This is a genomic window from Leisingera sp. S132, assembly GCF_025144465.1.
GTDB lineage: Bacteria > Pseudomonadota > Alphaproteobacteria > Rhodobacterales > Rhodobacteraceae > Leisingera.
Map to the genome: position 1 here is coordinate 616,512 of NZ_CP083553.1, position 13,296 is coordinate 629,807.

General features: G+C 61.6%; 12 protein-coding genes. 10 read left to right on the plus strand and 2 right to left on the minus strand.

Translation table 11 applies throughout. The features are described 5' to 3' along the window. The first annotated feature begins 128 nt into the window (after positions 1-128). Positions 129-593 (plus strand): Hsp20 family protein, encoded by a 465-nt coding sequence (locus K3725_RS02925; RefSeq protein ID WP_065265735.1) that lies wholly within the window; start codon positions 129-131, stop codon positions 591-593. Positions 594-801: 208 nt separating this feature from the next. Next, complete coding sequence (locus K3725_RS02930) at positions 802-1,200, plus strand: globin domain-containing protein (protein ID WP_260017369.1); 399 nt, start codon at positions 802-804, stop codon at positions 1,198-1,200. A 30-nt stretch (positions 1,201-1,230) separates the two neighbouring features. On the opposite strand, the gene K3725_RS02935 is transcribed toward K3725_RS02930, so the two are convergent. Beyond that, positions 1,231-2,703 (minus strand): NAD-dependent succinate-semialdehyde dehydrogenase, encoded by a 1,473-nt coding sequence (locus K3725_RS02935; RefSeq protein WP_260017370.1) that lies wholly within the window; start codon positions 2,701-2,703, stop codon positions 1,231-1,233. Positions 2,704-2,884: 181 nt separating this feature from the next. On the opposite strand from K3725_RS02935, the gene K3725_RS02940 reads away from it, so the two are divergent. Both K3725_RS02940 and K3725_RS02945 read left to right on the plus strand, forming a co-directional pair. Next, the gene (locus K3725_RS02940) at positions 2,885-3,670 is read left to right on the plus strand and encodes an alpha/beta hydrolase (protein WP_260017371.1); all 786 of its coding nucleotides are present in this window, start codon (positions 2,885-2,887) and stop codon (positions 3,668-3,670) included. 199 nt (positions 3,671-3,869) lie between these two features. Further along, entirely contained in the window at positions 3,870-5,078 is a 1,209-nt protein-coding gene (locus K3725_RS02945; RefSeq protein WP_260017372.1) for an aminopeptidase P family protein, read from the plus strand. Between the two features lie 121 nt (positions 5,079-5,199). Here the strand turns inward: K3725_RS02945 and K3725_RS02950 are convergent, their stop codons facing one another. Continuing rightward, positions 5,200-5,694 (minus strand): heme-binding protein, encoded by a 495-nt coding sequence (locus tag K3725_RS02950; RefSeq protein ID WP_260017373.1) that lies wholly within the window; start codon positions 5,692-5,694, stop codon positions 5,200-5,202. Between the two features lie 80 nt (positions 5,695-5,774). Here K3725_RS02950 and K3725_RS02955 point away from each other — a divergent pair, with 80 nt between their 5' ends. The 6 genes from K3725_RS02955 to K3725_RS02980 all read left to right on the plus strand — a co-directional run bounded on the left by K3725_RS02955 (position 5,775) and on the right by K3725_RS02980 (position 12,877). Continuing rightward, complete coding sequence (locus K3725_RS02955) at positions 5,775-6,410, plus strand: Crp/Fnr family transcriptional regulator (protein WP_260017374.1); 636 nt, start codon at positions 5,775-5,777, stop codon at positions 6,408-6,410. Between the two features lie 238 nt (positions 6,411-6,648). Then, positions 6,649-7,395 carry a CDP-diacylglycerol--serine O-phosphatidyltransferase gene (gene pssA / locus K3725_RS02960; RefSeq protein WP_260017375.1) on the plus strand — a complete coding sequence of 249 codons (747 nt, stop codon included), beginning with the start codon at positions 6,649-6,651 and terminating at the stop codon, positions 7,393-7,395. Between the two features lie 25 nt (positions 7,396-7,420). After that, positions 7,421-8,044, plus strand: a complete 624-nt coding sequence (locus tag K3725_RS02965; protein ID WP_260017376.1) for a class I SAM-dependent methyltransferase — start codon at positions 7,421-7,423, stop codon at positions 8,042-8,044. A 173-nt stretch (positions 8,045-8,217) separates the two neighbouring features. Next, on the plus strand, positions 8,218-9,300 hold the full coding sequence (locus tag K3725_RS02970; RefSeq protein ID WP_260017377.1) for a hypothetical protein: 1,083 nt from the start codon (positions 8,218-8,220) through the stop codon (positions 9,298-9,300). A 416-nt stretch (positions 9,301-9,716) separates the two neighbouring features. After that, positions 9,717-10,838, plus strand: coding sequence for a hypothetical protein (locus K3725_RS02975; protein WP_260017378.1), 1,122 nt, complete (start codon positions 9,717-9,719; stop codon positions 10,836-10,838). A gap of 104 nt (positions 10,839-10,942) precedes the next feature. Further along, entirely contained in the window at positions 10,943-12,877 is a 1,935-nt protein-coding gene (locus K3725_RS02980; protein ID WP_260017379.1) for an ATP-binding protein, read from the plus strand. Positions 12,878-13,296 lie beyond the last annotated feature (419 nt).

The following is a 13,296-nucleotide window of genomic DNA, read 5'->3' on the forward strand; positions in this document are numbered from 1 at the left end:
TCTTGAAGCCGTAAATTGCGTTTCCTATCTCAGGATTGTCCGGGCAGCCGCTGATTGGGGCCCGGCGCAAAACCAGCCTGTCCCCGCGGGGAAGGCACTCTGAAATCGCTCATGAATGAGGATGGAAAATGCGTACTTTTGACTTTGCACCGCTGCACCGTGCCACTATCGGCTTTGACCAGATCGCCAGCCTGATGGACCGCGCCCTGAGCGCCGACGCGGCGCAGTCCAGCTACCCGCCCTACAACATCGAGAAGACCGACGCCGACAGCTACCGCATCTCAATCGCTGTGGCCGGTTTCTCTGACGAGGACCTGAACGTCGAAGTGAAGGAAAACGCGCTGGTCGTGTCTGCCAAGAAAGCGGAAGACGGCGACGGCCGCACCTTCCTGCACCGCGGTATCGCCACCCGGGCCTTCGAACGCCGTTTCACCCTGGCCGACCACGTGCATGTGACCGGGGCCAGCCATGAAAACGGCATGCTGCATATCGATCTGCACCGCGAGGTGCCGGAGGCGCTGAAACCGCGCCGGATCGAAATCTCCTCCTCCCGCCCGAGCCGCCCGGAGATCGAGGCCAAAGCGGTCAACTGATCCTCTGGACAACGGTTCGTGCGCACGATGCCCCCTGGTTCTGCCAGGGGGCTTTTTTGTTTTGCCGGGTTGTCCCCGCGGGGACAATTCAGGGCTGTGCCGGCAACAGGATGTTAGGGAATTGGCGGCACACTGGGGCGGTAAAGGGGTTTTGCGCCGGTGTTTGACCGCCCGCCGGCGCTGTCACTGGGCGGTCCGGGTGAGCCGCATGGAACCGCAGCAGATACAGCATGTTCAACAAAGCTTCGCAGGCATATTTGCCCGCAAGGCCGATCTGGCGGAGCGGTTCTATGTGCATCTGTTCACCCGCCTGCCGGAAGCACGGGGGTTGTTCCGCGGCAATTTTGTGAAGCAGAAAGCGATGCTGACCGCGATGATTGCGTCCTGTGTGCGCAATCTGGACGATCGGCGGACGCTGGACGAGATCGGCGCGCAGCTGGTTGCAGTGCATGCGCATTTGGGCGTTGGCCCGCGCGAAACAGAGGCGGCAAAGCGGGCGCTGATCGCCGCTTTGCGCGATGTTCTGGGGGCGGAACTGGACCCGGAGACAGAGCGCGCCTGGGCCAGTGCCATCAGCCGGGTGGCTGGGACGATGACCCGGCACTGATCATCCGGCTGCCGTGATCCGCGGGGCGGATCAGACCGCCATGCAGATGTATTTCATCTCCAGGTAATCCTCGATGCCGTGGTGGCTGCCTTCGCGGCCCAGGCCGGACTGCTTGACTCCGCCGAACGGGGCCACCTCGGTGGAGATGATACCGGTGTTGACCCCGACGATCCCGTATTCCAGCGCTTCGGCAACCTTGTACACGCGGCTGAGGTCCTTGGCGTAGAAATAGGAGGCCAGGCCGAAGATGGTGTCATTGGCCATGGCGATCACCTCGTCCTCATCCTCGAACTTGAAGAGGGGGGCAAGGGGGCCGAAGGTCTCGTCGGTGGCAAAAGCCATGTCCTGGGTTGCGCCCTTGACGATGGTCGGCTGGAAGAAGCTGCCGCCCAGTTCCGAGGGGTTGCCGCCCAGGATCACTTCGCCGCCCTTCGAGGTGGCATCGGCGATATGCTCCTGCACCTTCTCGACCGCTTCCATGTTGATCAGCGGGCCGAAGTGGATGCCGTCCTTGAGGCCGTCGCCGACGTTCATCTTTTCAACGGCGGCTTTCAGCTTCTCCGCAAAGGCATCGTAAACGCCTGCCTGCACATAGATCCGGTTGGCACAGACACAGGTCTGGCCGTTGTTGCGGAACTTGCACATGATGGCGCCTTCGACGGCGGCATCCAGATCGGCATCGTCAAACACGATGAAGGGCGCGTTGCCGCCCAGTTCCATCGAGCATTTCATGACGGTGTCCGCGGCCTGGCGCAGCAGGATGCGGCCGACCTCGGTGGAGCCGGTGAAGGTCAGCTTGCGCACCGCGTCATTCTCGCAGAACTCCTTGCCGATGTCGGAAGCGCGCGAGGACGGCACCACGCTGAACACGCCCGCCGGAATGCCGGCCCGGTCGGCCAGCACGGCCAGCACGATGGCCGACAGCGGGGTTTCCGCGGCAGGGCGGGCAACAAAGGCGCAGCCGGCGGCCAGCGCCGGGCCGGCCTTGCGGGTGATCATCGCGTTGGGGAAGTTCCAGGGCGTGATCGAGGCGGCAACGCCGATCGGCTGTTTCAGCACGGTGATGCGCTTGTCGCGCTGGTGGCCGGGGATGGTCTCGCCGTAGATCCGCTTGGCCTCTTCCGCGAAGAACTCGATGAAGGACGCGCCATAGGCAATCTCGCCGCGGGATTCCGCCAGCGGCTTGCCCATTTCGGCGGTCAGGATCACCGCCAGGTCCTCCTGGTTTTCCATCATCAGGTCGAACCACTTGCGCATTGCCGCGGCGCGTTCCTTGCCGGTCCACTTGGCCCACTCCTTTTGCGCGGCGTCGGCCTGGGCAATGGCGCCCGCAACCTGCGCGCGGCTGGTGTCGGCGACTTGGGCGATCACGTCGCCGCGGGCCGGGTTGGTCACGTCAAAGGTGCCTTCGCCATCGGCAAACTGGCCGCCGATATAGGCGCGGGTTTCCAGCAGGCTGGGGTCTTTGAGCAGGGATTTCAAGTCAGTGGTTGCGTCAAGCATGGCGGGCCTCCCGGGTGTTCTGTTGCGGAATGCAAAGCAGTTGTGCCTTGATATGTCCAGAAGGATCAATGAGTCCAGAATTTGATCAAATTATGGGCGAAGATTTTGAGCCAAGCAATTTGACATGCGCTGTGCCAGACTGTCTGGTAGCGGCCAACAATAAGAACAGGGGAGACTGGGCATGGAATTGGATGATGCCTATGCCAACGGGGCCTATATCGGGAATGCAGACAGGTATCCGCCGCGCTGGGCGGCCTCGGCGGAGGATTTCCGCAACAGCCTGCATGAGCGCGCCCGGCTGAACAATCCCTATGGCGAGGGGCAGCGGCAGGCCTTTGACCTGTTCCTGCCGGAGGGCGCGGCCAAGGGGGTGTTTGTGTTTGTCCACGGCGGCTATTGGATGGCCTTCGACAAAAGCTCGTGGTCGCATCTGGCGCGCGGGGCGCTGGCGCATGGCTGGGCGGTGGCGATGCCGTCTTATGACCTGTGCCCGGAGGTGCGGATTGCCGATATCACCCGGCAGATCGCGGCTGCGGTGACGCGGGTTGCGGAGGAAGTGGAGGGCCCGATCGCGCTGGCGGGCCATTCGGCTGGCGGTCACCTGGTGGCGCGGATGCTGGACAAGGCGCTGTTGCCCGCGGAGGTGGGAGAGCGGATCAAGACGGTGATCCCGATCTCGCCGCTGTCGGACCTGCTGCCCTTGCTGCGCACCTCTATGAACCAGAAGTTCAAGATGGATTCGGCTGCAGCTGTGGCCGAAAGCCCGGTAGAGATGCAGGACCGCTATGAGGCAGATGTCACGGTCTGGGTCGGCGGCGAGGAGCGTCCGGCGTTCCTGGATCAGGCGGTCTGGCTGGTGGAGGCCTGGGGCGCGGATCATGTGATTGCCTTTGGCAAGCATCATTTCAACGTGATCGACCCGCTGGCCGACCCGGAAAGCGATCTGGTGGCGCTGATCGTGAATTGAGCGCGGCACGGCGGCGGGCGGAAACGCCCGCCATGCGGGACCACAGATTGTAAATTCTTCTTGCCAGAATCCCAAATCCGCCGCATCTTCCGGCGCAAGGGCCAGGCGATGGCGTCGCCGCATGGAATACATGCCCGCCCCCACATTCCAAAACTGTCCTGAACGCCGGGACCTTTCTTGTAAGAAGGAAGGGTCTGATATGACTGCACGTCCTGAAATGTACCGTTTTCACAATGGTGAGAAGGCGCCGCTGCAATTTGCCGTCTCGGAATACGAGGCGCGGATTGCCGGCCTGCGCAAGATCATGGCAGGCAAAGGGGTGAGCGCCGCGGTCTTCACCTCGATGCACAATATCTCCTACTACTCTGGCTTCACCTACTGCGCCTTTGGCCGCCCTTACGGCCTTGTGGTGACCGCGAGCGAAGCCGTGACCATCTCGGCCGGTATCGATGCGGGCCAGCCCTGGCGCCGCTCATTCTGCGACAACATCACCTATACCGACTGGCAGCGCGACAATTTCTGGCGTGCAATCAAGTCGGTAAGCGGCGAGGGCGTGGTGGTTGGCTATGAGAGCGACCACCTGACGCTGCTGCAGAAGGTCAAGCTGGAAGGGTTCCTGAAACCGTCGCAGCTGGTCGATCTTTACGAGCCGACGATGCGTCAGCGGATGGGCAAATCTGCGGCTGAACTCGACATGATCCGCGCCGGTGCGGCTGTGGCCGACGTCGGCGGCTTTGCAATCCGCGATGCGGTCAAGGAAGGCGCGCGCGAGATCGATGTGGCGATGGCCGGACGTGATGCGATGGAGCTGGAGATTGCCAAGCGCTTCCCGGATGCGGAGTACCGCGACACCTGGGTGTGGTTCCAGTCCGGCATCAATACCGATGGCGCCCATAACCCGGTCACCGGCCGCACCCTGCAGCGCGGCGACATCCTGTCCCTGAACACTTTCCCCATGATTTCAGGGTATTACACTGCTCTGGAACGGACCATGTTTGTGAAGGAAGTGGATGCCGAGAGCCTGCGCATCTGGGAGGCCAATGTTGCTGCCCATGAGCTGGGCATCTCGCTGCTGAAGCCGGGAGCAAGCTGTGCGGAAATCACCCACAAGATCAACGCCTTCTTTGAAGAGCAGGATCTGCTGCAGTACCGCACTTTTGGCTATGGCCATTCCTTCGGCGTCTTGTCCCATTACTATGGCCGCGAGGCGGGGCTGGAGCTGCGTGAGGACATCGACACGGTGCTGGAGCCGGGCATGGTGATCTCGATGGAGCCGATGCTGACCATCGCTGACGGCCAGCCGGGCGCCGGCGGCTACCGCGAGCATGACATCCTGATCATCCACGAGGACGGCAACGAGAACATCACCAAGTACCCCTATGGGCCGGAATTCAACGTCGTCGGCTGAAGGCGGGCTGAAAACGAAAAAGCAGGGGGTGCCATGCGTGCATCCCCCTGTACACCCCCTATGCACCGGGCAGGCGCCTGCGGGGCTGAGCCAGACTGGTTGCAGGTCTGGAAGCGGGCCGTCAGCCGTCCTTGCTGTTCAGAACCTTCGCGATTGCGGATTCACCGCAGGCCTCTTCAATGTTCGGGTCTGGCGCAGCCGAAAGTCCGATTGCGCCGATCAACGTGCCCTCGTGGAACAGCGGCAGGCCTCCGGTTAGCAACAGGATGTCGTCTTCCATTTTTCCCAGCTGGCTGTATCCGTCCGCCTGGGGTGCCATATTGAGAACAGATGTTGATACCTTCAGGGACGCGGCCGTATAGGCCTTCCTGAAGCTGGTATGAATGGTGTTCGCACCAGTGCCTTCTCCCCGGAAGAAATAGAGCAGCCGGCCTTGGTCATTCACGACAGAGACCGATACTGCCGCCTCTTGTGCACGGCAATCTGCAAGCGCTTCTTTGGCGATTGCTTCGGCAATTTCGGTTGTCAGAGCCGGGCGGTTCGGTATTTCGACTGCCGAGGCAGCCGCGGCCGCGAGCAATCCGGCCGCAGCCGCGCCGAAGATTACCATTTTCATCTCTTTGTCTCCCTTGTAGCTGATGCTGTGCACACTAGGTGTAAGGCTGGAAACAAAAGACAATCTGGATTGTTTTCCTGATGAAAAATGTGAACTTCCGGAACTGGCTTGATCATTGCTCTCACGAAACCAGGCGGGCGGTGCATGGCAAGGCACAGGCAAGCTGCATACCCAAAGGAGGGCTGATCCACGAAATCGCAGATCCAGCGCAGGAGTTGTACTTCATTGAGTCCGGTACAATTCGATTCGGGGCAACGCATGAGGGCGGCAAGGAGCTGATCGTCCGCGATCTTGGTGCGGGTGACTGGTTCGGTTTTATCGGCTGCCTCGGGCCCGGGTTGAGGCCGAATGCGGCCTATGCAAGGTCAGAAACCAGGCTGCGGGTGGTGAACTGGAAAGACGTCGAGGAAATAGGCCAAACAGACCCGCGTCTTTGGCAGGCGATTGCAGCTGTCCTGGCAGGGCTTGCCGACCATTTTTATAAGAATTTTGAGAACACGGTTTTTCTCTCTCTGGAACAAAGATTGAAAACCGCATTGCAGCAGATTTCCAAGTGGCAGAACACACGAAAGCTACGAGTCAGCCAGGAGGAACTGGCTGCTATTTTAGGTGTGACCAAGGAAGCAGTGGGTCTTCATTTGAATGCCTTAAAGGCTAAAGGCCAGGTGCAGCTGGGATACAGGAGCATCCATTTGCTGGAGAAGGCCGGACCTTAGCCGGATGGCAGAGCGCCAGGCGAACGCTGACATGAGGTGAGGCCGGCAGGTGCCGGGCGCCAGCGTGCAGGGAGCTTTCAGCCTGGACGCCTAGCAATTGGTCTTCTGGCAGGGCCGTTGCGCCGGGGCGGGTCTTGGGGCATATGTGCGCCACGGCATAGCCTGCCCCGTTGTTACCCTCTTGCTGAGGACGCCCGCATGTCCGCGCGCGCCCCGCGAGGAAGAAAGAGCCACCGCCATGTATGACGCCCCGGAAAAGAAGAAATCGGAATTTGCGCTGATCCAGCTGATGCCGAACCTGATGACCATCGGCGCCATCTGCGCCGGGCTGTCGGCGATCCGCTTTGCCATCTCCGGCAACTTCAAGCTGGCGGTGATGCTGATCCTGCTGGCCGCGGTGCTGGACGGGCTGGACGGGCGGCTGGCGCGGGCGCTGCGCAGCGTCAGCAAGATGGGGGCGGAGCTGGACTCGCTGGCTGATTTCCTGAACTTCGGTGTGGCGACCCCGATGGTGATCTACCTGTGGGCGCTGCAGGACATGCGCGGGATCGGCTGGATTTCGGTGCTGGTGTTCTCGGTCTGCTGCGTGGTGCGGCTGGCGCGGTTCAATGTTTCTGCCAAGTCGGAGGAAGACGCGCCAAAGCTGCGCAAGGGCTATTTCGAGGGCATCCCGTCGCCCGCCGGGGCGCTGCTGGCGCTGCTGCCGATGTTCGCTTCCTTTGCCTATGGCGGCCGCGAACCGGTGCTGCATGAGCTGCTGATCTGTCTCACCATGGTGCTGGTCGGGCTGGCAATGATCAGCCATATTCCGACCTGGTCGCCGAAAGCGGTTAAAATTTCTCGAGAGAATGTTAAGTACCTGCTTGTGGGCTTTGCCTTCATGGCTGCGGCATTGCTGACCTATGCATGGACGGTGCTGGTTGTGCTATGCCTTGCTTACGTTGCTATGGTGATTTGGGGGCTGGTTTCCAAGCCAAAGGGCTAGCCCATGACGTCCGGGGAGGGACGAATTGGATATCAAGGCAGTTGAAGAATCATACGCGCGCTGGGCGCCGGTGTATGACAAGACTTTCGGCGCGGTGACGCGCACCGGCCGCCGCAGGGCGACCCGCTATATCAATTCCCGCGAGGGCAAGGTGCTGGAGGTTGGGGTCGGCACCGGCTTGTCCCTGCAGCATTACGCGCCGCATCTGCAGGTGACGGGGATCGATTTCAGCCACGACATGCTGAAGAAGGCCCAAGGCAAGGTGCAGGAGCTGGGGTTGAGCCAGGTTGAGGCGCTGCGGCAGATGGATGCCCGGCAGCTGGATTTCCCGGACAACTCGTTCGACACGGTGGCGGCGATGCATGTGCTGTCGGTGGTGCCGGACCCGGACAAGGTGATGCATGAGATCGCGCGGGTGCTGAAGCCCGGCGGCAAGGTGGTGATCACCAACCACTTCAAAAGCGGCAAGGGGGTCCGGGCCTCGCTTGAGAAGCTCTCGGCGCCCCTGGCCAATGTGATCGGCTGGCATTCGGACTTCGAGTTAAAAACGGTGCTGCAGGAGGACCGGCTGCAGGTCGAGCAGCAGGAAAGCATTCCGCCCTTCGGGATGATGACTTTTCTGGTGCTGGGCAAGCAGCAGACGATGTGAAACACCCTGTTTCCGCGATGCAGCCCCGGGGGTGTTCCCCGGGGCTTTTCTTTATGCGGCACCTCTGCAACAGTGCATTTGAAACGGGCGGAATTGCACCGCTCCGGGGGATGTAAATTCTTTTTACATACCCATATCGGGATCAGATATTTGACAGGGAAGGAACGGATGCGATGAGTGTGTCCCAATTTGAGAAAATGGTGGCGGACAGCCAGGAAAAGGTGCGCGAGTCGCAGTCCAGGATCGAGGCGCTGACCTCGCGCATCGAGGCCGCGCGCAGCAAGATCGAAGCGGGCGAGGACGCCAGCGTCGATATCGAAAACGCCACGCTGGAAGATGTGCACGCGCATACCGAGGTGATGAACGCCAACATCGCCGAGCTGATCATGGGGCTGGATGATGTGACTGCGGCGTTCTCCAAGGACTTCGATGAGATGCGCTCGAAAACCGGCTGGGAGAGCTTTGTCGGGTTTTTCTCCAAGGGCAAGTCGGACTCGATGCGCCAGGAGCGGATGCGCACCGCCAGTATCGACGACAAGCTGCAGGATCTGATCGCCAAGTCCGATGTGATCGTGAAGCTGCTGGAAGGCCAGCTGGCCACCCTGGAAGAACAGCGCGAGAAGGTGCAGGTGAACCTGTCTGCGACCCTGGACGACCGCGAGTTCACGGTGCAGGAGCTGGAAGGCGTGAAGGCGGAAATCACCGCGCTGGACCCGCAGATCATCGAGCTGGAGAACAAGATCGCTGTCGAGCAGGACGCTGCCGCGCGCACCAAGCTGGAGACAGAGCTGGCGGAGATCAACGCCAAATACAACGCGCTGGTCCAGGAGGAGCAGGTGAAGCTTGCGAAATCCCAGACGCTGGAGCGCTATATCGAAAAGGGCAAGACCTGGGTCGACAGTTTGCAGAACCAGGCGGCGACTCAGATGGTGCTGATCAACAAGCTGCAGACGGACACCCAGCAGCGGGTGGTGCTCTATGATGCGCTGACCAAATCGCTGAAGACCGCGCAGCAGCAGGATGTGGCGCACCGGATCAACGAGATCGGCGTGCAGACCGACAAGGAAGCCCAGACCGCAATGGCGGCGATCGGCACCGCGACCAACCAGAAGATGGCCGACATGCTGGAAAGCCACGAGGACAACATGGTGTTCGCCCGCGACGTGCTGGAGAAGAAGGCCAAGGCGGATGAACGCTTTGCCCGCCGGTTTGCGGCGATTGTCGAGAAGCACGACAAGAACCTGTATGGGGGGTGAAGGTGCGGATTCCATTACTTCAAAACCCCAAAAACTGGCGTGATTGGTGGTTAGATCTCTGCAGCGCCGGATTATGCGTGTTGTTGCTTGCGGTTTATACCGAGCTTTCAAAAGCCATATTATTCTCTGCCGCGGCGGGTAGCATGATCGGCACGGCACTTCATTTGCGATCGCGTTTGAAGAAAGCTCAAAGTGAGAAACCCGTTGAGGGGGCTGGCTGAGTTTTCCGCGCCGAGAAATAACTGGGAAAGCCGGAGCAATATGTCGCCACTGAATTTGAAGACCAACAGAGGACGGCTCCCGGCCGCGGGTGGGCGCGTAGCGCCCACCGTTTTGCCGGAGGCAAACCTGCGGTTTGACGGGGGCGGCCGGGCGCTGTCCGCGCCGCAAGCGGCACGTCCGGAAAGGGGGCCGGCATGACCGACCCCGCACACGACCACGCAGGCCTCAGCGATACCTTCGCCTCGCGCCGGTATTTCAAGAAGTTCGAGACCATCATCCGGCATCTCACCCGGGTGGCGGCAGCGATGCAGGCGGAGGGGCGGCTCAGCAAGTCCGATGTGAAAGTTCTGACTGCCTATCTGATGCGGCTGAACTTCACCTTCCGCGCGCTGTCGATGAAATACCTGATGGCGGGGCGCGATACGGGCCGTTTCTTCGGCAGCCTGGCGATGGACAAGCGCGACAGCGGCTTTCCGGTGGCGGCGGAGCTGATGACTATGGCCAATGACGCCCAGCAGGCGGAGCGGCATCTGGCCAATATGGCCAGCGAGGCGCAGCTGAAGGATGATATGGTACGCACCATCATCTCGGACCGCACGGTGCCTGCCAAACTGCAGTTCGCGCTGTCGCAGCGGCTTTATTATCAGGAGCTCTTGAAGGGGCAGCTGTTCTGGGTCCAGAACGATCCGGTCTGCGAATGGCTGGAAAACATCGGCGAGCGGCGGCGGCGCTTCCTGCTGCACTGGGCCGCCTATGACAGCCAGGTGAACCTGCCGGTGATCTACCTGATGGAACTGGAGGACAGCGGCAGGGTGGCCTTGCCCAAGGATGAGCGCCGCTGGCCGGAGGTGCAGGCGCATCTGATGGCGCAGGCGCTGGCGGGGCTGAAGCTGGTGACCATCGCCAAAGGGTTTGACGAGGATTTCGACAACCTCCACCCCAAGCATCTGCGCCGTTACCACGTCGGGCCGATGTATTCCTCTGCCTATACCGAGCAGTCCGGGCCGCTGCACCGGGTGCTGGAGGAGGCGGAGGCGCCCGCGGGCCAGGACTGGGCCTTGGCCTGGACGCTGGAGGAGCTGGAAAGCGAGGACGTGCGCGAGGAGCGCGCAGGCTGGTTCGGCACGGTGGAGCGGGAGATCTTTGCGCTCGACCCCTTTGGCGGCCGCGGCGCGGATACCGGGGCAACCCGGACCCAACGCGCCATCATCCTGCCGCAGCGCCCATTCCAGGTGCTGGCAGAGCTGGATCCGCCGGGGTTCGGCGATGTGCAGAAATTCGTGGTGAGCGATGCGGGGCAGGTGCTGCGGTATTGAGCGGCTGCGCGTGCTGCCGGTTGCGGAGCCTCCGGCGGGAGTATTTTTAGAAAGATGAAAGCGAACCGGGTTTTGGGCGGCGCGCTGCGGATTGAGAGGGTGAGATGAGCATTTCAGGCAATCAGATGGAGCTGCGGGAAGAGGATATCCGCAAGCATTACGCGGCTGCGGCGGCGATGCTGGAGGGGTTTGACCACACCCCGCGCATTGCCAAACCGCAGGCGGAGGGCAAGGCGCCGGAGCGCTCGGCGGGGATTGGCACGCGGCGGCGTTTCCGCTCCACCACGCCGGGGCTGGTGACGCGCTCCACCGCGCGCCCCGAGGGCGTGCATCTGATTGCCCGCATCGAGGCGGCGGATGAGGATGATCCGCTGACCTCGCCCCTTCAGGCGACCTTGCAGCATGCCTTGCGCCGGGCGCTTGCGGTCTCCCTGGCGATGGGGGAGGCTTATGCGGATGTGTCCGGCCTGGCGGATCTGAAGCGGGCCAATCTGGCCGGTTCTTTGGACGCGGCGCGCAAGGGGGAGTTCACCGAACTGCTGGCCGCCGAGGCGCTGATTGCGGCGCATGTGTTTGCCAATGCCGCGGCCTATCTGCTGGCGCCGCACGGGTCCGAGGCGCAGGCCGAGGTGGGCGAGGCGGAGGAGCTGCTGACGGATAACGCGCCGCTGGCCCTGCACGGGGCGCTGTGGGAGCTGGACCAGAAGCTGGCGCTGCATGCCCCCGATGATGCGCATCTGATCGCGGCCACGGCGGCCTATGCCGAGCAGCTGATGGAAAAGGCGGCCTTGCGCGCGCAGAACGCGCCGCGGCTGGAGGCGTTCACTGCTGCCGCCTGGCGGGTGGAGGCGGATGACCTGACCATCAGCGGCTTTGAACCGGCGGCCAAGGCAAAGTCCACCACGCTCACCATGGCGTTCAAGAAACCGCATGAGGTGGTCGGCAACCATATCGCCAAGTACCAGGCCTTAAGACTCTCCAAGATGCTGATGGCCTATGATTTCGACCGCCGTTTGAACCCGTTTGCTGAGATGGGCGGCTTCATCTTCACCTTCATGGGGGATGGCAAGCCCGGGACGGGCAAGACGACGCTCATTCAGATGATGGCCGGCCTCATCCATGATTATTGCCAGAATGCGGGTTATGCCTTCCGCTACCAGAATTTCGGCATCGACAATATCGACAGCTATCAGGGCAAGTCCGGCCAGAACGCTAAGTCCTTCATCCAGAATGTGATTGACCCGCATGTCATCGGCTTTGGCACCATCGACGACATCGACCAGATCGCAGGCAAGCGCGGCGACCGGCAGTCCAGCGCGGGCCAGCAGGAGGTGACGGCGGTGTTCATGGAGGCCTTTGCCGGCGCCAACACCGTGGTGCGCGGCAACTGCACCTTTGGCATGTTCTCCAACTACCCGGAGAATGTGGACGACGCGCTGCGCCAGCGCGCCGGCGCGCGGTTCCTGGTGGACGGGCCGCAGACGCGGGAGGATTACATCGACATCCTGACGCTGCTGATGGGCAAGAACCATGCGATCCCGCTGGGTGAGCACGACCTGTACGGAGCACAGGAGATCAAGAAGGCCGTGGCGCGGTCGTTCGAGGCGCACAACCGCCCGCAGGAGCCGGGACTGATGGAGGTTTTTGGCCGGGTGCGTGACCAGATCGGTGAGCTGGATGATCTGGCCAAGCTTGGGACCTATCTGAAGGCGATCCAAGCCGCGGATGAACGGTTTACCGGCCGTGCCATCAAGAACATCACCGATGCGGTCAAGGTCCGGGCGATGGATTTTGAGCTGCCGGATGAATGGATGGAGAACCCGGAGCTGTTCCTGTTCAAGGATTACGAGACCAAATCCTCGATGATTGCGGAGCTGCGGGTGCCGATCACCATCGACATGGTGGTGCAGGAGATCAACCGCTACGCCGACTCTGAGTTCCGCTATGCCGACAAGTCGGATGAGGTGGCGATTGAAAACCTGGTGCGCGATTTCGGACGGCAGGAAGAGGCCAAGCGGCGGTATCTGGAGGGGAAGTGATCTGTGGGGGTCGCGCTTTTATACATTGCAATTGGGGTGACCTTCTTGGCAGCTCTCTTTACCCTTCCAGCCGCGTGGATCAACGGCGACAGAGTGGGGAATATGGAGACAGTTTGGTGGCGGGCAGCAGGCCTGACGCTCTTGCCGACCGTGATCATCTGCCTTGGCGCCTATGGAGTGGCCGGAGCCGTAATTTTACCTGATTGGTCCCCTGATCCAGTTAGTGTCTTTGAGTTTGCTCAATTCGCAGTGGCTGGCCTGGCTGCCTCTGGCGTTGTGCTGGTTCCACTGTCAGCGCTTGTTTTTGCTGCGGCTTGGTTCATGGGCAGACGATCATTCACCCGTGCACGGGTGCAGGAGGAAACCTGATGACTGAGTGGCAAAACAGCAGGGCAGCGCCCGTCCGCCCGCGGACGGGC